We start from the raw sequence: 18,194 nt of genomic DNA, 5'->3' as shown, positions 1-18,194 counted from the left end.
CCGTTCAGCCGACGGACGAGACGAAGAGGTAGGGCCCGTCGACGCGGCCGTGGAACTGGTCGACCGACCCCGGCCCCAGCTTCTTGGCCCCGATCCGTATCGGCGCGGCGTTGGCGACCTTGCCGGTCGGGGCGTCCTTGTCGGCGACCAGGGCGCCGTCGACGAACAGCCGGACGCCGTGCTCGCTGGTCCGCCAGCAGACCAGGCGGTGCCACCGCCCGTCCGTGACCGGCTCCGCACTGCGGACCAGGATCCGGTCGATGTCACCGCGCACGACGCAGCTCGGGAGCCCCTGGTCGATCTGCAGCTTCCACTGGCCGCCGGCCTGCCGGTGGTAGCCCTTCTGGAAGGCGTTCATGTGCGCGGTCGCCTGCGACTTCGCGATCTTCACCCGCACCCCGAAGCGGAAGTCACGTCGACCGGGGTCCCACGCCTTCCGGTCGGGACCCTCGAGCAGGCCGTAGCCGCCCGCGACGGGGTAGCGCAGCGCCTTGCCCGGCTTGCCCCTCACCCGCTTGAAGCGCCCGCTGTCGAGCCTGACCCTGACCTTCCCCTTGCCGGCGGCGTTCTTGAACGTCGTCCCGTCGCGGACGGCACCGCGGCCGTCGAAGGTCAGGCGGAACACCACACCGGTCCGGGCCGCTGCAGCCCGCGGTGCCGCGTCCTCGCCTGCCGAGGGGACGGCGAAGCCCCCGGCCAGGACCAGGGCGGCGGCGGACACGACGGCCACCGCCGCTCGTCGGGCCCGGCGTGCGTTGCGCGTGCTGTCCATGGGGGTCATACCCGATCACCTCACCAATGCTGTGGGTTCCCACCGAAATCGATGGACCGACATTCGTGCGGACCGGAGGCGGTTGGAACAATGCGGCGGACGGATACCCCAAATGTGGTAGCCGTGTCTCAGCGGTGGAGCCACCACGCGAGCCGCGCGGTCATGAAGGGAAGGGCCACGTAGGTCATGACCGGCGTCATCACGACGGTGGTGAGGAGGACCCGCAGCACCACCTGGAGGTCCGGCGCCACCAGCCCGAGCAGGACCGTGGTCAACAGGCTGAGCGGGAAGAAGGTCAGCCAGATGACCGTGGCCTGCTTCCAGCGCGGCGGGGCGGCGCGTGGCGCCCCGGGCTCGACGACCTCGGCCTCCGTCGGCTCGTCGAACCAGCCCTCGATCCCGGTACGCCGCTCGACGCGCTGCTCCACGACGCCGAGGTCCTGCGCGGCCCCCAGCCACCAGGCGCGCTGCGTCGAGGACTCCCAGGCTGCGAGCGCGTCGTGGTCGGCGAACCGGTAGAGCATGTGCCACTCGCGCGACTCCGGGCCCGACTGCACCCAGCCGGCGCCGAGGAAGCCGGGGAACTCGCCGGCGAGAGTCGCCCCGGCGCGTACCCACGCCACCATCTCGGCCGACTTCGTGGGGTCGAGCTGGCGGGTGATCGACACGGTCACGGGGGAGGACATGTCCTCCAGCGTCCCGGCAGCTCCCGTGACCGTGCAAGACGGGAGGGGTCGGTCAGGTCCGCCCGACGTCGTCGAGGCACATGATGTTGCCCTCGCTGTCCTTGAACCACGCGGCGTGACCCTCGCCGGGCATCTCGGCGACGTCGCCGTCCCACTCGATCCCCGGCAGGTCGTAGTGCTCGAAGGCGAGGCCGCGCCCGCGGAGCTCGGCGACCTCGGCCGCGACGTCGGCGACGTGCCACTGGGCGATCGTGTGGCCCGCCTGGCCGGCGTACTCGGTCTCGTAGAGGTGGAAGTCGGTGCCGCCGCCGGTGGTGAAGACCAGCCCTCCGGGCATCTCTCCGGTGGGGGTCAGGCCGAGCACGTCGGCATAGAAGGTGCGAGCGCGTCCCAGGTCGGAGGCCGGGATGTTGGCTGCGACGGTGCTGTCCTTCAGCATGTCTGCTCCTCGGGTCGGGGAGTGCCCGAGACCGCTCCGGAAGGCCCTCCACGCTAGTACGCCGAAGGCCCCTCCGGACCGGTGGTCTGGAGGGGCCTTCGAGGTGGTGTACGCCATCAGGGACTCGAACCCCGAACCCGCTGATTAAGAGTCAGCTGCTCTGCCAATTGAGCTAATGGCGCGTGCTGTGGAGCGACCTGAACATTACACCGGGCCGTCGGCCACGAGAAATCGAGGGGAGGGTGCGACGGGTCACCGTCACCGTCCCTCGAGGACGGCCTGCGCGGCGTTGTGCCCGCCCACACCGGCGACGACTCCGGCACGCCGCGCGCCGGAGCCGCAGACGAGCACCGAGCCGACGTCGGTCTGGACCCCCCAGCGCTGGGCGGGGGTCTCCAGCCGCGCCCGGTTCGGCGCCCACGGCCACTCGAGGTCGCCGTGGAACAGCTGGCCGCCCGGGGTGGCGAGGTCGTCCTCGACGTCCTGCGGGACGGCGGCGGTCAGGCAGGGACTGCCGTCGTGGTCGGTGGCCAGCAAGGAGCGGACCGGCTCGGTGAGGAGCTCGTCGATCGAGGCGAGCGCCCGCTCGACGGCCTCGTCCCGGCGCGCGTCGCGGTCGTGGGCGAAGAGCGCTGCGGGCGTGTGGTGGCCCAGGAACGTCAGCAGGTGCCGGCCGTCCGCCGACTCGTCGCCGAGGACGCCGGTCTCGAGCAGGGACGGGGAGCGGAGCTCTCCGGGCAGGGCCGCTGGCAGCCGTCCCTCGGCGGCGTCGAGTCGCGCCTGCTCGAGACCGGCGTAGCCGCCGACAGGGAGGCCGGCGGCGAGGGCGGTCGCGGGGTCGTCGCCCGAGCGGAGGGAGGGCAACCGCTCGACCAGCATCGTGATCGCGAGCTGGGAACCCGCCGGCTTGCTGTCCGGGTCCTCGCCGTCCCCGAGCAGGATGCGCAGGACCCACGGGGCGACGTCGGAGAGGACGTGGCGGCTGCCGACGGTGTGGCCGCCGGTCGCGTCGTGCCACGTGACCTCGGCGCCCTCGTCACCGCCCTCGATCCGGGACACGCCGGCACTGGTGAGGATCTCCGCCCCCGCCTCGACGGCCGCCTGCGCCAGCAGGTCGGCGCCCCGGCCGCCGAGGGGCAGCGGCTGGTCGGCGCCGGGACGGCGGCCCAGGTGGCGGTGGAGAAACGTGCGGTTCGGCGCCAGGGAGGGGTCGTGCAGCGAGGCGGACGTGCCGACCAGGGCGTCGGCCGCGACCAGGCCGCGGACGGTGTCGTCGGTGAAGCGCCGCTCGACCGTCTCGCCGATCGGCCGGAGGACCAGGTCGGCCCACGCCGCGTCGTCCACGGCCTCGCGGACCGCGCGCTCGACGGGCAGTGGCTCGAGCAGGGTCGGCGCCACCCGGTCGATCACTCCGGCGACGTCGGTGTGGAAGGCCCGCCAGGCCTCGTGGTCGTCGTGCCCCGGCGGCGGGGCGCAGGGTGTCGGCAGGGGAGCACGCGGCAGGTCGAGACCGAGCTCCTCGACCACCCCCAGCGGCAGCGGTGAGAGGAAGGACGAGTGCCGCGCGAAGCGTGCACCGTGACCCGGGAAGAGGTCGGTCGCCCCGGCGACACCTCCCCTGCGCTCGAGTCGCTCGAGGACCAGCACCGACAGCCCTGCGCGGGCCAGGTAGGCGGCGGCGACCAGTGCGTTGTGGCCTCCTCCGACCACGGTCACGTCATACGCTTGCCTCTGCGAACTCACGGGCTAAACCTAGCCCGCCACGAAGCGGGGGATCAGGGTGGCCGGACACCAGCCGACACGCGCCTCGGTGGTCGGGTTCACCCTCGTCGCGGTCGCCGGAGCGGCGGTGGTCCGCCGCCCCGCAGGTGCGCTCGGGTCCGAGATGTCGCCGGTCGGCCTCGCGATCGCACTGGTCCTCCCGGCGCGCCGCGCCGGGTCTGGATGCCGGTGCTCCTGGTCGCTCCGGCTCGACATCGAGGGGACCGAGGCCCTGCTGACCGTGCGCGACACCGGCATCGGGATCCCGCCCGGAGCAGCAGCACCGCTTCACCCGGTTCTTCCGCCCCAGCCTCGCGACCCACCACGCCAGCAAGGGCAGCGGCCTCGGGCTGTCGATCGTCCGTGCGGTCGTGGAGCAGCACGGAGGCGTGAGGACCGTCGACAGCACGTCGGGCGTGGGCACCTGCTCGAGGTCCGGCTGCCGCTGACCACTTCCGGGAATGTCAAGACTTCAACTATCGTTGGAGTAGGAAACCCCTAGCAGGAGGTGCCCGATGCCCGCCGTGACCGTCGACGACCTGACCACCCTGGAGCGCCTCAAGACCCCCGGACTCGGCGACCAGCCGCGACCGGTGTGGCAGGTGACCACGGCGCCGCAGGGCTACGAGGGGGAGGGCTTTCCCGTCCGCCGTGCCTTCGCGGGCATCGACCTCGCCCTGCTCGACCCGTTCATCATGATGGACCAGATGGGCGAGGTCGACTACGCGCCCGGTGAGCCCAAGGGCACGCCCTGGCACCCCCACCGCGGGTTCGAGACGGTCACCTACATCATCGACGGCGTCTTCGACCACCAGGACTCCCACGGGGGCGGTGGCACGATCACCAACGGCGACACCCAGTGGATGACGGCCGGGTCGGGCCTGCTCCACATCGAGGCGCCGCCGGAGTGGCTGGTGCAGAAGGGGGGCCTGTTCCACGGCCTCCAGCTCTGGGTCAACCTCCCGCGCGACGCCAAGATGAACGACCCGAAGTACCAGGACATCGGCTCGCGCCAGGTGCGGTTGCTGACGTCGCCGGACGCGGGTGCCCTGGTGCGCGTCATCGCGGGCTCCGTGGGCGGGTTCGACGGCCCGGGGTCGACGTTCACCGACATGACCCTCCTCCACGCGACCGTGGAGCCGGGCGCCCGTCTCGAGCTGCCGTGGAACGTCGACCACAACGCGCTGGTCTACGTCCTCAACGGCGAGGGCACCGTCGGCACCGACCAGCGGCCGATCCGGATGGGTCAGGCGGCGGTCCTCGGCCCCGGTGACTACGTGACCCTCGCGGCCGCGCCGCGCCAGGAGAGCCGGTCGCCGAAGCTCGACGTCGTGGTCCTCGGCGGCAAGCCGATCCGTGAGCCGCTCGCGTGGGCCGGCCCCTTCGTCATGAACACGAAGGCCGAGGTGCTCGCGGCCTACGAGGACTTCCAGAAGGGACGCTTCGGGCACATTCCCGCCTGAGCCTGCGCCGGTCCCGACCGGTAGGTTGAGGCCCCCACGAGGAGGGAGGCCCGTGCCCACCAGAGTCCTGCTGGTCGACGACCACGCCGTGCTCGCCGAGAGCCTGTCGCTGCTGCTCGGCAGCCAGTCCGACCTCGAGGTCGTCGGGACGGCGCGCACGCTCGCCGACGCCCGTCGACTGGTCGAGACGTCGCGGCCCGACGTGGTCCTGCTCGACGTCGCGCTCCCTGACGGCGACGGGATCGCCGAGATCCCGGCGCTCCTCGAGCGGCACCCCGGCGCGCGGGTCGTGGTCCTCACGGGCACGACCTCCGACCGCGTGCTCGTCGGGGCCGTCGAGGCCGGCGCGGCCGGCTTCCTGTCCAAGTCCGGCGGCGTACGCCGGGTGGTCGACACGGTCCGCGCGGCAGCCGCCGACGAGGCCGTGCTGCCGGAGGCGACGTTGGAGCGGCTGCGGCCGCTGATGCGGCAGCGGGCCGACGAGCGGCACGTGAGGCTCACCGAGCGCGAGGTGGAGGTCCTCCAGCTCGTCGCGGAGGGCCTCACCAACGCAGCCATCGCCGAACGGTTGGTGGTCAGCCTCCACACGGTACGCAACCACGTCGCCCGGATCTCCCGCAAGCTCGGTGCCCACTCCAAGCTCGAGGCGCTCTCGATCGCCCTCCGTCAGGGGCTCGTGACCCCGTGACGCGCGCCGCCGGACGGCCTCAGGCGGCAGGCAGGGTGAACTCGACGACGGTGCCGACACCGCCCGCGCCGGGCCGTGCGGAGATCGTGCCGTCGTGGCGCGTGACGATCCGCTTCACGATCGCGAGGCCCAGCCCGGTGCCCTGGTAGGCCGGGTCGGAGCCGTGGGCGCGGGCGAAGCGCTCGAAGACGTGCTCGTGCTCGCCCTCGGGGATCCCGATGCCGTTGTCGGCGACCTCGACCGTCACCCAGCCCGGTGCACGCACGTCGGCGCTGACCTCGACCCGCGGGACGGTGCCGGGCGCGACGTACTTCAACGCGTTGCCGACGAGGTTGTCGAGGAGCTGCCCGGTGAGCAGCCGGTCGGCGCGCACGACGGGGAGCGGGCCCCAGGTGACGCGGTCCTCGGCGCCGCGACCGTGGGTGACCCCGCGCAGCACCTCGCCGAGGTCGACCCGGGCGAGGTCGAGCTCCCGGCCCTTGCTCGCCGCGTCCTCGAGGAGGCCGTCGACGAGCTCCTGCAGCCGGTCGGCCGAGCCGCCGAGCCGCTCGCCGAGCCGCAGCAGCGTCGCGGGGTCGGCGTCGCCCGAGCGCAGCATCTCGAGCATGACCTCGTTCCAGCCGATCATGGCGGCCAGCGGGTTGTGGAGGTCGTGGGCGACGGTCGCAGCGAACGCCTTGAGCGCTGCCTCCTGCTCGACCTCGTCGGTGACGTCGCGGAAGACCATGACCGCCCGCGCCACGTCGTCGACCGAGAGCGCCGCGAGCGGTGTGGCGGAGACCCGGACGTGGCGGGTCGACCCGTCGCGGCGCTGCATCAGGACGTCCTCGTGCACGTGCTCCCCGCGGAGCGCGCGGACGGACGGACGCCGGTCGCGGTCGATCTGCTGGCCGTCGGAGGTGACACCACGGTGGGCGAGCTGGTCGGGGGAGTGGACGGCGTCGATCTCGAGCATCCGCATGGCCGCCGGGTTCTGGATCAACACGCTGCCCCGGCCGTCGACGGCGGTGACCCCCTCGTCCATCGAGTCGACGATGGAGGTCAGCAGCTGGGCCTGGTGACGGCTCTCGGAGTGGGCCGCGGCGAGTCGCTGGATCAGCTCCTCGCGCTCGTCGCGGGCGATCGCGACGAAGAGGCCGAGCAACGACAGCATCACGACGTAGCCCTGGACCGTCAGCGCGGCCAGGCGGGGGTCGTCGATGAGGGAGAAGGGGCCCTGCCCGAGCAACGTGAAGGTGACCGCGACCCCGCCCGAGACCACCGAGACCAGGGCTGACACGACGGTCGGGTAGCGCTTGGCGCTCCACACGACGGGGACGACCAGGGTGAAGGCCAGGGGGAGCTCGACGGTGAAGACGAGCGCCATGGTCGCGACCGTCGTCGCTCCCAGGGCGACGGCCTCGACGGGGTGGCGATCGACGGCCCGGGTGACGCGCTCCCACCGCGCCTGCCGGCACTGGGCGGCGAGCAGTCCGAGCGACCCGACCACGACCGTGCCGGCCAGCAGTCGTCCGGCCCACACGACCAGCTCGACGGGGGTGGTCGCGACGTGGGTGATCGAGCCGACGGCCAGTCCGCCCGCGGCCACGGCCACCACAGCCGCAGCTGCTCCGGTCCAGACGAGGGTCGCGAGGGACTGCAGGCTCTCGAGCCGGGGTCGCGGGACCCCGAGCTCGTGGGCGAAGCGGCGCAGCAGCGTCAGGTGGACGACGGTCTGCAGCACGTTGACGCCCCCCAGTGCCACGGCCAGCAGCGCTGGAGCTCCGGTGAAGAAGTTGACGGCGAAGGCCGCGCCGAAGAGGGCGGCGGTGTCGACGCCCAGCGGGCGGGCCCCGCGGAGCACGAACCACACCAGCGCCACGCCCGCGGCGGGCCAGACCATGGCGAACGACCCGCCGTCGAGGACGGTGAGTCGACCCACGAGCGCCGCGACCGTGAAGGCGGTGACCCCGACGCCCAGCCCGGCGTACGACGCGTGGGGAGACCGCGGCGCGGCTGCGGGCGCGGGCGTGGGGGTCCGAGGGCGGGTCAGCGGCTCGGCGATGGTCATGCGAGACCTCCGCATCCTTCGGCGCGCCGTCGTCGGGGGGCCGGCGAGGGGGGCCGGCGTGCCGCTGCTGCGAGCGTACGCCGGGCGCACGTGCCGCGTAAACGTTTGCCGAAATCTCTGCCACGCGAGAGGGGTTGACAACTGCTGGTGACGACCGTCACGGTGTAACCGGTTACAGAAACCGGTTACACGATCCCAGCACGAGGAGAGCGCTGATGCCGAGCACGATCCGCGACGTCGCCCGCGAGGCGGGCGTCTCGATCGCGACCGTCTCGCGGGCGATGCGCGACTCCACCTCGGTGCGGCCCGACACCCGCGACCGCGTCATGGCCGCGGCGCGCGAGCTGGAGTACACCCCGAGCCAGCTCGGTCGCCAGCTCGCCGAGCGCCGCTACGCCGCCAACGGCATCGTCTTCCCCGACCTCTCCGGCCCCTACTACGCCGAGGTCGTGATGGGCTACGAGGACGTCGCCGCAGAGCTGCGCCGGTCGGTCCTGATCCTGTCCACGCACGGTCGGGCCGACGCCGACGCCGCGGTGCGCGACATGGCCGGTCGGTGCGACGGCCTCGTCGTGCTGCAGCGCACGGTGAGCGACGAGGTGGTCGAGCAGCTCGCCGCGCGCGGCACCCGGATCGTGCTCGTCGCCCGGCCCCCGGTCGGCGACCTGATCACTGTCAACGCCGAGAACTCGGGCAGCGCCCGGGCCCTGGGCGAGCACCTCGTCGCTGGCGGTGCCCGCCGGATCGTCTTCGTCGGTGACCCCGCCGCCAGCCCCGACGTGGCCGAGCGCTGGCAGGGGCTGAGCGACGCCGCCTCCGGCGCCGGGGCCGAGATCCGGTTGGCTCAGTGCTCCGAGCTCAGCGAGGCGGCCGGCGCCGCCGAGGCGCTCACCCTCCTCGCCACCGGCGACCTTCCCGACGCGATCGCCTGCGCCAACGACGAGCTCGCGCTCGGCCTGCTCGGGGAGCTGCGCGCCGCCGGCGTCGACGTCCCCGGACAGGTGCAGGTCACCGGGTGGGACGACGTGATGGCCGCCCGCTACGCCGACCTGACGACCGTCCGCCAGCCGATGCGCGAGCTGGGCGCCACCGCCGCCCGGCTCCTCGACGACCTGATCACCGGTGCTGCTCGGGGCATCGGTGATCCGCACACCCACCTCCCCACCGAGCTCGTCGTCCGGGGCACCACCCGGCACGGCGGCTGAGCAGCACCGCGACAACCCCCTCGAAGAACCCCCACGAAAGGTCAACCCCGATGAGAAGCACCCACCGACGCACCAAGGGCCTGGCAGGCATCGCTGCTGTTGCCGCGACCAGCCTGGTCCTCACCGCCTGCGGCCGCACCGACTCCGGCGCGGGTGGCGAGGCGCAGAGCGACGAGGTCTCCGGCGGCGAGGCCACCGGCACGATCGAGGTCTGGGCCATGGGCACCGAGGGCGAGGTCCTCCAGGACTTCTCGGCCGCCTTCGAGGAGGCCAACCCCGAGGCGACCGTCGAGGTGACCGCCGTGCCGTGGGAGTCCGCCCACGACAAGCTCGCGGGTGCCATCGCCTCGGGTGAGACCCCCGACGTCAGCCTCATCGGCACGACCTGGATGGGCGAGTTCGCCGAGGCCGGCGGCCTCATGCCGACCCCGGAGAACCTCGTCGACGAGGCCGACTTCTTCCCGGGCGCGTGGCAGTCCACCGAGGTGGGCGGCACCTCCTACGGCGTGCCGTGGTACGTCGAGACCCGCGTCCTCTACTACCGCTCCGACCTCGCGAAGCAGGCCGGCTGGGACGAGGCGCCGAAGACCTGGGACGAGCTGAAGACCTTCGCGCAGGACATGGAGTCCAAGGCCGGGGCCGAGTACGGGCTCAACCTCCAGCCCGGCCAGACCGGCTCGTGGCAGACGATGCTCCCGTTCGCCTGGTCCAACGGTGCGACCCTCACCGACGAGGCCGGTGAGGAGTACACCATCGACAGCCCCGAGATGGCCGAGGCGCTCGACTACTACACCTCCTACTTCGACGAGGGCCTGAGCCCGACGCGGCTGCTCGACCCGGGCGAGCTCGAGAGCGGCTTCGCGAAGGGCGACTACGCCGCCTTCATCTCCGGCCCGTGGCACGCCGGTCTCGTCGAGGACGCCGGGGTCAAGCCCGACCAGTACGAGGTCGCGACGATCCCCAGCCCGGACGGCGAGCAGGGCAGCTCCTTCGTCGGCGGTGGCGACCTCGCCGTCTTCAACGACTCCGACAACGCCGACTCGGCGTGGAAGTACGTGCAGTGGCTGAGCGAGGCCGAGACGCAGACCGCGTTCTACGAGGAGGTCGGTGACCTGCCGGCCGTCCAGTCCGCCTGGGACACCGGCGAGCTGGCCGAGGACGAGCAGCTCCAGGTGTTCGGCACCCAGCTCGAGACCGCCGTCTCCCCGCCGGCCGTGCCGACGTGGGAGCAGGTCGCCGGCTCGATCGACTCGATCACCGAGCAGGCCTCGAAGACCGACCTGGCCTCCCAGGAGGCCGTGGCCGAGATGCAGTCGAAGGCCGCGGCCATCGGCACCGGGCTCTGACGGGAAGTCAGGAGACCGACGTGTCCACCCAGACCACGACGACGCCCGCGCAGCCGGGCGCGCCCGCTCCGACCCAGAAGCGGGCGAGGAGCAGGCACGTGGATCCCACGCGGCGGCAGCAGGCTGTCGCCGCGTGGGTGCTGGCCCTGCCGTTCATGGCGCTGTTCCTGGTCTTCACGGCCGGGCCGGTGCTGGCGAGCCTCGGCATGAGCTTCACCGACATGCGCAGCACCGACGTCCGGACCCCGTTCGGCGTCAACTTCGTCGGCATCGAGAACTACCAGGAGCTCCTGGCCGACCCGCTGTTCCGCAAGGTCACGCTCAACACCCTGCTCTACCTGCTCCTCGGCGTGCCGCTCACGATGGGGGTCGCGCTCGCCGCGGCCGTCGGCCTCAACAGCATCCAGCGCTTCAAGGGCTTCTTCCGGGTGTCCTTCTACCTGCCGGTCGTCACCAGCATCGTGGCCGTCTCGGTCGTGTGGAAGTTCCTGCTCCGCGAGAACGGCGGGCTGGTCAACACCGTGCTCGGCTGGGTCGGGATCTCCGGCCCGGGTTGGCTCGACAGCACCACGCTGGCGCTGCCGACGCTGGTCGTGATGGCCGTGTGGCGCAACTTCGGCACGCTGATGGTGATCTTCCTGGCGGCGCTGCAGACGGTTCCCCGCGAGCTGCTCGAGGCTGCCGAGACCGACGGCGCGTCCGGGTGGGCGCGGTTCCGCCTGATCACGCTGCCCATCCTCCGGCCGACGATGCTCTTCGGCGCGGTCATCACCTCGATCGGCTACCTCCAGTTCTTCGAGGAGGCCTTCGTGATGACCAAGGGCGGCCCGCTCGACGCGACCCGCTCGATCACCTTCTTCACCTTCGACCAGTGGGGCTACGGCAACTACGGCTACGCCAGTGCGGCCGCCTACCTGCTGTTCCTCGCGATCGTGCTCCTCACCTGGGTGCAGTTCCGGCTGCTCCGTGAGAAGGACTGAGGGAAGGACACCGACATGGCACAGACCCTCGACGCCCCCACACCTCCGGCGACTCCGCCGACCCACGAGGCCGTCGACCACGGGCCGCGGCCGAGGTCGAAGGACGGCAACGTCCGCACCCCGAAGTGGCTCTACGCCGTCATGACCGTCGGCCTCTTCTTCGTCGTGCTGCCGTTCGTCTGGATGGTGATCTCCTCCTTCAAGCCGGAGGCGGAGGTGATGTCGATCCCGCCGACCTGGTGGCCGGAGACGATCACCACCTCGAACTACTCGACGCTGTTCAGCAAGCTCGACTTCCCGACCTACTTCGCCAACTCGGCGATCGTGGCCGGGGCCGTGGCGCTGGGCAACGTGATCTTCTGCTCGATGCTCGGCTACGCCTTGGCGAAGCTCGACTTCCCCGGCAAGAAGGTCGTCTTCGGCCTCGTCCTCGGCACGCTGATGGTGCCCGGGGTGGTCACGTTCATCCCGCTGTTCGTGCTCACCACCAACATCGGCCTGGCCAACAGCCTGCCCGGCATGATCCTGCCGTTCCTCGCCGGCCCCTTCGGCGTCTTCCTGATGCGCCAGTACGTGCTGACGATCCCCGACGAGCTGATCCAGGCCGCCCGCGTCGACGGTGCCGGCGAGCTGCGGATCTTCTTCTCGGTCGTCCTGCCGCTCTGCGGCCCGGCCGTCGCGACGCTCGGCGTGCTGACGTTCCTCACGTCGTGGAACAACTTCCTCTGGCCCCTGGTCATCGCCACGTCGGAGGACAAGTTCACCCTCCCGGTCGCCCTGGCCCTCTACTCCGTCGGTCAGAACGCCACCAAGTACGGCCTGCTCCTCGCAGGCTCCGTGGTCGTCGTGCTCCCCGTGCTCGCCGTGTTCCTGGTGCTCCAGCGCCGGATCATGCAGGGCATCGCGATGACCGGCATCAAGTGAACCCCTCTCGGAAAGGTCCACCCAGCCCCATGAAGATCCAGTTCCGACGTTCCCTGCTCGCCGCTGCGGCGGTCGGTGCCGTGCTGGTCAGCTCGTCGCCGTACGTGCCGACGCTGGCCGCCGAGGACAGTGCACCCGCCCCGGCCCCCGCGACCGACACGACCGCCGTGCTCGAGGGCTACGCCGCCGACACCTGGGCGTCCGTCGACGCCATGGTCGTCGACCGGACCGGCCTGCCGGCCGACAACGTCGGCGGCCGCCTGAAGCCGGGCAGCCGCAGCACCTTCACGTCGCCGACGAACATCGGTGCCTACCTCTGGAGCACCGTCGCCGCGCGCGACACCGGCCTGATCGGTGCCAAGGACGCCCGCAAGCGCATGGCGCGGACCATCGCGACCGTCGGCAAGCTCGAGAAGCACGAGCCGAGCGGCCAGTTCTACAACTGGTACGACCCCAGGACGAGGGAGAAGCTGCGGGTGTGGCCCGAGTCGGGCGACGAGGTCCAGCCCTTCATGTCCAGCGTCGACAACGGCTGGCTCGCCACGGGCCTGCTGCTCGCAGCGCGGGCCGAGCCCGCCGTCGCCGACGAGGCCGACGCGATCCGCGAGGACATGGACTTCGGCTGCTACTACAACGAGGCGGAGGGCCAGGGCGGCCAGATCCGCGGCGGCTTCTGGGACGAGGACTTCGGCGACCCGGTCCGGGTCAAGGGTGACTACTGCGGCATGGGTGAGGACGTCTGGTACACCGGCCACCACTACGGCGCCTTCAACACCGAGCCCCGGATGGCGTCCTACCTCGGCATCGCCGAGGGCCAGATCCCGCAGAAGCACTACTACGGGACCTTCCGCACCTTCCCGGCCACCGACAACTGCGACTGGGCCTGGACCGAGGCGCCCCCGACCGGCGAGTGGCGCACCTACACCGCGGGCGGCGAGGACGTCGACGTCTTCGAGGGCGCGCTCGACTATCGCGGGATGAAGGTCGTCCCCACCTGGGGCGGCTCGATGTTCGAGGCGCTGATGGTGCCGCTGTTCGTCCCCGAGGAGACCTGGGGCGCCCGCTCGTGGGGCGTCAACCACCCGCTCTACGTCCAGGGCCAGATCGAGCACGGCCTCGAGGAGACCGACTACGGCTACTGGGGCTTCTCGCCGTCCAACAACCCCGCCGGCGGCTACCGCGAGTACGGCGTCGACGCGCTCGGCCTCGACGGCCCCGGCTACACCTCCGACCAGGAGCGCACCGACTGGGAGCAGCCCTGGGAGGGCTGCCGCGACGGTGAGCCCGCCCCCACCGCCGCCGACTACGGCGACGGTGTCGTGACGCCCCACGCGTCCTTCCTGGCGCTGCGCTACGCCCCCGAGGCAGCGATGGAGAACCTCGCCAACCTCCGCGAGGACTTCGACGCCTACGGCCCCGGCGGCTTCTACGACGCGGTCGCGGTCGAGAGCGGTCAGGTCAGCAAGCGCTACCTGTCCCTCGACCAGGGCATGGTCATGGCCGCACTCGGCAACGCGCTGGCCGGTGACGACATGCGTGACTACGTCACCCCCGGCGGTCTCACCGAGCAGGTCAAGCCGCTGATGGAGCAGGAGGTGTTCGGCGCCTCGCCGCGCTGACCCGCCATGGCTGTCGGTGACGCGGGCGCCCGCCGCCCCAACATCCTGCTGGTCGTCGCCGACGACCACGCCGCCAACGCGGTCGGCTGCTACGGCGGCCCGCACGCGGTGACACCGCGGATCGACACGCTCGCGCGTGACGGGATGCGGTTCACCGAGTGCGGGTGCACCAACTCGCTGTGCGCACCGAGCAGGGCGGCGATCCTCACCGGCACCTACAACCACGTGAACGGCGTGACCACGCTGTCCACCGAGTTCGACGCGCGGCAGCCGGCGTTCCCGGGCCTCCTCCGGGACGCCGGCTACCGCACGGCCCTGATCGGCAAGTGGCACCTCGGCCACGGGGGCGAGCACGACCCGCAGGGGTTCGACCACTGGGAGGTGCTGCCGGACCAGGGCGACTACCACGACCCGACGTTCCTCACGATGGACGGCGGGTCGCACGTCCGGGGCGGCTACGCGACCGACCTGATCACCGACCTCTCCCTCGACTGGCTGCGGTCCGTCGAGGACGACGGGCCGGACCGGGCACCGTGGTGCCTGCTGGTGCAGCACAAGGCGCCGCACCGACCGTGGGAGCCCGCCGAGCGCCATGCGGACCTCACCTTCGAGTCCGCCGGGGGACAGCCCGAGACGTTCCGTGACGACTACTCCGAGCGGGCCTCCGCGGCCCGCGGCGCCCGGATGCGCGTGGGGCGGGACCTGACCCGCGAGGACCTCAAGGCCGACGCTCCGGTCGCCCGCGAGACCGACCCGGCGGCCTACGCCGACTGGGCGCTCGAGCGCTACCTCACCGACTACCTGCGCTGCGTCGTCGCGGTCGACGAGGGCGTGGGCCGGCTGCTCGACCACCTCGACGAGACGGGCCAGGCCGACGACACCGTCGTCGTCTACACCAGCGACCAGGGGTTCTTCCTCGGCGAGCACGGCTGGTACGACAAGCGCTTCATGTATGCCGAGTCGCTGCAGATGCCGCTCCTGGTGCGCTACCCGCCGTTGGTCGCCGCGGGGTCGGAGTCCGACGCGCTGGTCCTCAACGTCGACTTCGCCCAGACTTTCCTCCAGCTCGCGGGCGTCCCCGCGCTCGACCGGATGCAGGGCCGCTCGATGGTCCCGCTGCTGGCGGGCACGACGGCGGTCGAGGCCGGCTGGCGCGAGGAGACCTACTACCGCTACTGGGAGCACCTGGACGGCTCCCACCACGTCGCCGCCCACCGCGGTGTCCGCACCCGCACCCGCAAGCTCGTCCACTACTACGGCTCCGGCTGCGACCAGCCCGGCGCCTCGTCCGAGGCGACCGCCGAGGAGTGGGAGCTCTTCGACCTCGAGCGCGATCCGCGAGAACTGCGCAGCGTCCACGACGACCCGGCGTACGCCGACGACCTGGCGCGGCTGCGCACCGCGCTCGACGACCTCGCCCGCGACCTGGGCGACACCGTTCCGACCACCACCGCCTGACCCCCCAACAGAAGGAGTACCCGTGAGCATCGACGCCCGCACCGACTGGGAGAACCGGATCGGACTCCGCTCCGGCGCCTGGGACGGCGACTTCCGCGGCACGGCCCCGGAGCTCGACCCGCCCACCGGTCTGAGCGCGGTCGCCGGCGCGTCCCAGGTGACGCTGACCTGGGACCCCGTGCCCGGAGCGATCGGCTACCAGCTCCACGTCGGTCCGGACGCCGAGGGCACCTTCGTCCCGCTCGACCACCACGGCCGCGACGTGACCTCGGTGCCCCACCCGCCCTACGTCGACACGACCGGGACGCCCGGGGTCGAGCGTCACTACCGGGTCTCCGCGCTCTCCGACGTCCACGTCGGCGGTCCGCTCAGCGACGCTGTTCCCGCCACCCCCGGGAACGGCGACGCCGGGCCGGTGACCGTGGCGGTCGACGCCGCCGGTGACCTCGGCGAGCTGCCGCGGCCCTGGCGGATGATGATCGGCAGCGAGCACCTGTCCCACGCGCTGTCGACCGACGAGACCGGCGGCCGGGTCGTGGGGGAGGAGCTGACCGCGGCGCTGTCGGCGGCCCACAGCGAGCTCGGCGTCTCCCACGTGCGAGCCCACGGCATCCTCTGCGACGACCTCGCCGTCTACCGCGAGGTGGACGGGGACCCGGTGCACGACTTCAGCGGCGTCGACCGGGTCTACGACCACCTGCGCTCGCTCGGCATGTATCCCGTCGTCGAGCTCTCCTTCATGCCCCACGACCTCGCGAGCGACCCGTCGAAGACGGTCTTCGACTACGGCGCGATCATCTCGCCGCCCCACGACTGGCAGCGCTGGTACGACCTGATCCGCGACCTGGTCGCCCACCTCCTCGAGCGCTACGGCGACGAGGTCGTCGAGCACTGGTCGTTCGAGGTCTGGAACGAGGCGAACCTCGAGGTGTTCTGGTCCGGCACGCCCGCGGAGTTCCTCAAGCTCTACGACGTCACGGCCGCCGCCGTGCGCGACGTCGACGAGCGGCTGCTCGTCGGTGGTCCGTCCTCGGCCGCCGCGGGCTGGTGCGAGGAGCTGCTGGCGCACTCGTCGCGCACCGACACGCCCGTCGACTTCCTGACCACCCACACCTACGGTGCGCCGCCGCTGGACTTCCGACCGATGCTCGAGCGCCACGGCAGGGGCGGCACCCCCATCTGGTGGACCGAGTGGGGCGTGACGCCGACCCACTTCTACGAGGTCAGCGACGCCGTCTTCTCCGGCATGTTCCTCGCCCGCGGCATGCTCTCGGCGATGGGCCGGATCGAGGCGCTGTCCTACTGGGTCGTCTCCGACCACTTCGAGGAGCTCGGCCGTCCGCCCGAGCTGCTCCACGGCGGCTTCGGCCTCCGCACGGTCGGCGAGCTGCGCAAGCCGCGGTGGTGGGCCCTCGCGATGCTCGAGCGCCTCGGCTCGACCCGGTTGCCCGTCGCCTTCGACGGCGACGGCGCGGGCTCCCTCGTCGAGGCCGTCGCCGGGTCGTCGGATGACGGCGTCAAGACCGTCGCGCTGTGGAACCTCACGCTCGACCAGTCGAAGGCGACCGGCGACCGCGCACTCGAGCGCGAGGTGACCGTCTCCGTCACGGGCCTGACCCCAGGGGCGGCGTACTCACTCACGCACGAGCGGGTCGACGCCGACCACTCCAACATCGCGGCGGTGTGGGGCGGCCTCCGCGAGGAGGGCCAGGCGTGGCCGACCGAGGAGCAGTGGGCGACGCTGCGCGAGGCCGACCGCCTCGAGGAGCTCGACCCGACCACCACCGTGACCGCGGACGCCGACGGCGTCGTGTCCGTGACCACGACCATGCCGATGCCGTCGATGAGCCTGCTGACGCTGGTCCCCTGACGGGCAGGAGACGCAGAAGGGCCCCGGCGCGAAGCCGGGGCCCTTCTGGCTGTCTGGGGTGAGTGACGGGGCTTGAACCCGCGACCCTCGCGACCACAACGCGATGCTCTACCAGCTGAGCTACACCCACCATGGCGGATCCGCGGCCGAGGCCTGCGGACCGGGAGAGAGTGTAGCCGCCAGCGCCGCCACCTCCCGCATCGGGAGGCCCTGCCCTGCCGAACGCGGGATCGGCGACCTCGGCGGCGGGTTCAGCTCGTGGCCGGGCCGTCCTGCGGCGCGTCGTTGTCGGCCGTCTCGCCGGTCAGGCCGGTGAGGGAACCGCCGTGGCGCCCGGCGATCTCGCGGGCGGTGTCGGAGTCGGGGCCTGGGGAGGGGAGGAAGACGGCCTCGCGGTAGTAGCGCAGCTCCTCGATGCTCTCCTGGATGTCGGCGAGCGCGCGGTGGTTGCCGCGCTTGGGCGGCGACTGGAAGTAGGCCCGCGGGAACCACCGTCGCGAGAGCTCCTTGATGGAGGAGACGTCGACGATCCGGTAGTGGAGGAACGCGTCGAGCGCGGCCATGTCGCGGCTGATGAAGGACCGGTCGGTGGCCACGCTGTTGCCGGCAAGAGGCGGCCGGCTGCCCGCGGCGCAGTGGTCGGCGAGGTAGGCCAGCACCTGCTCCTCGGCCTCGCCGAGGGTGATGCCTGAGGAGAGCTCCTCGAGCAGGCCGGAGTTCTCGTGCATGGTGCGCACGAAGTCGCCCATCTGCTCCAGCGCCTCGGCCGGCGGCTTGATGATCAGGTCGATCCCGTCGCCGAGGACGTTGAGGTCGAAGTCGGTGACCAGCGCCGCGACCTCGATCAGGGCGTCGGCCTCCAGGGACAGGCCGGTCATCTCGCAGTCGATCCACACCAGTCGTTCGTTCACGAGGGGCCACCCTACGCGCCCG

The 18,194-nt window shown here is 72.0% G+C and carries 15 protein-coding genes, 2 tRNA genes and 1 pseudogene; 10 read left to right on the top strand and 8 right to left on the bottom strand.

Annotated features, from left to right (window positions below):
• Positions 1-4 precede the first annotated feature (4 nt).
• The 5 genes from ABD091_RS03770 to ABD091_RS03750 form a co-directional block, all read right to left on the bottom strand.
• Positions 5-781 carry a LamG-like jellyroll fold domain-containing protein gene (locus tag ABD091_RS03770; protein WP_343915808.1) on the bottom strand — a complete coding sequence of 259 codons (777 nt, stop codon included), beginning with the start codon at positions 779-781 and terminating at the stop codon, positions 5-7.
• Positions 782-900: 119 nt separating this feature from the next.
• Positions 901-1,458 carry an antibiotic biosynthesis monooxygenase gene (locus tag ABD091_RS03765; protein ID WP_343915807.1) on the bottom strand — a complete coding sequence of 186 codons (558 nt, stop codon included), beginning with the start codon at positions 1,456-1,458 and terminating at the stop codon, positions 901-903.
• A gap of 52 nt (positions 1,459-1,510) precedes the next feature.
• A complete protein-coding gene (locus ABD091_RS03760; protein ID WP_343915806.1) occupies positions 1,511-1,897 on the bottom strand; it encodes a VOC family protein in 387 nt (128 codons plus the stop codon).
• A 109-nt stretch (positions 1,898-2,006) separates the two neighbouring features.
• Positions 2,007-2,079, bottom strand: a tRNA-Lys gene (locus ABD091_RS03755).
• Between the two features lie 76 nt (positions 2,080-2,155).
• Positions 2,156-3,613, bottom strand: a complete 1,458-nt coding sequence (locus ABD091_RS03750; protein ID WP_343915805.1) for a phytoene desaturase family protein — start codon at positions 3,611-3,613, stop codon at positions 2,156-2,158.
• 326 nt (positions 3,614-3,939) lie between these two features.
• Here ABD091_RS03750 and ABD091_RS20215 point away from each other — a divergent pair.
• The 3 genes and pseudogenes from ABD091_RS20215 to ABD091_RS03740 form a co-directional block, all read left to right on the top strand.
• Positions 3,940-4,107 (top strand): annotated as a pseudogene (locus ABD091_RS20215) (ATP-binding protein); the annotation flags it as partial.
• A gap of 66 nt (positions 4,108-4,173) precedes the next feature.
• Positions 4,174-5,121, top strand: coding sequence for a pirin family protein (locus tag ABD091_RS03745; RefSeq protein ID WP_343915804.1), 948 nt, complete (start codon positions 4,174-4,176; stop codon positions 5,119-5,121).
• Between the two features lie 52 nt (positions 5,122-5,173).
• Positions 5,174-5,809, top strand: coding sequence for a response regulator (locus ABD091_RS03740; protein ID WP_343915803.1), 636 nt, complete (start codon positions 5,174-5,176; stop codon positions 5,807-5,809).
• 19 nt (positions 5,810-5,828) lie between these two features.
• Here the strand turns inward: ABD091_RS03740 and ABD091_RS03735 are convergent, their stop codons facing one another.
• Positions 5,829-7,859 (bottom strand): ATP-binding protein, encoded by a 2,031-nt coding sequence (locus ABD091_RS03735; protein WP_343915802.1) that lies wholly within the window; start codon positions 7,857-7,859, stop codon positions 5,829-5,831.
• Between the two features lie 215 nt (positions 7,860-8,074).
• Between ABD091_RS03735 and ABD091_RS03730 the strand changes: the two genes are divergently transcribed.
• The 7 genes from ABD091_RS03730 (at position 8,075) to ABD091_RS03700 (ending at position 17,261) form a co-directional block, all read left to right on the top strand.
• On the top strand, positions 8,075-9,064 hold the full coding sequence (locus ABD091_RS03730; RefSeq protein WP_343915801.1) for a LacI family DNA-binding transcriptional regulator: 990 nt from the start codon (positions 8,075-8,077) through the stop codon (positions 9,062-9,064).
• A gap of 50 nt (positions 9,065-9,114) precedes the next feature.
• The gene (locus ABD091_RS03725) at positions 9,115-10,410 is read left to right on the top strand and encodes a sugar ABC transporter substrate-binding protein (RefSeq protein WP_343915800.1); all 1,296 of its coding nucleotides are present in this window, start codon (positions 9,115-9,117) and stop codon (positions 10,408-10,410) included.
• Positions 10,411-10,508: 98 nt separating this feature from the next.
• Positions 10,509-11,390 carry a carbohydrate ABC transporter permease gene (locus ABD091_RS03720; protein ID WP_343915799.1) on the top strand — a complete coding sequence of 294 codons (882 nt, stop codon included), beginning with the start codon at positions 10,509-10,511 and terminating at the stop codon, positions 11,388-11,390.
• Positions 11,391-11,405: 15 nt separating this feature from the next.
• On the top strand, positions 11,406-12,314 hold the full coding sequence (locus tag ABD091_RS03715; protein WP_343915798.1) for a carbohydrate ABC transporter permease: 909 nt from the start codon (positions 11,406-11,408) through the stop codon (positions 12,312-12,314).
• A 29-nt stretch (positions 12,315-12,343) separates the two neighbouring features.
• Entirely contained in the window at positions 12,344-13,933 is a 1,590-nt protein-coding gene (locus ABD091_RS03710) for a glucoamylase family protein (protein WP_343915797.1), read from the top strand.
• A 6-nt stretch (positions 13,934-13,939) separates the two neighbouring features.
• Positions 13,940-15,391 carry a sulfatase family protein gene (locus tag ABD091_RS03705; protein ID WP_343915796.1) on the top strand — a complete coding sequence of 484 codons (1,452 nt, stop codon included), beginning with the start codon at positions 13,940-13,942 and terminating at the stop codon, positions 15,389-15,391.
• A gap of 22 nt (positions 15,392-15,413) precedes the next feature.
• A complete protein-coding gene (locus ABD091_RS03700; RefSeq protein WP_343915795.1) occupies positions 15,414-17,261 on the top strand; it encodes a GH39 family glycosyl hydrolase in 1,848 nt (615 codons plus the stop codon).
• A 54-nt stretch (positions 17,262-17,315) separates the two neighbouring features.
• On the opposite strand, the gene ABD091_RS03695 is transcribed toward ABD091_RS03700, so the two are convergent.
• Positions 17,316-17,391, bottom strand: a tRNA-His gene (locus ABD091_RS03695).
• A gap of 121 nt (positions 17,392-17,512) precedes the next feature.
• Positions 17,513-18,172 (bottom strand): oligoribonuclease, encoded by a 660-nt coding sequence (orn, locus tag ABD091_RS03690; protein WP_343915794.1) that lies wholly within the window; start codon positions 18,170-18,172, stop codon positions 17,513-17,515.
• Positions 18,173-18,194 lie beyond the last annotated feature (22 nt).

Origin of the sequence: Nocardioides aestuarii, from assembly GCF_039527245.1 — a bacterium.
GTDB classification, from domain to species: Bacteria; Actinomycetota; Actinomycetes; order Propionibacteriales; family Nocardioidaceae; genus Nocardioides; species Nocardioides aestuarii.
Note: the sequence above shows the minus strand (reverse complement) of the source record. Positions and strands in the feature narration are given on the sequence as shown.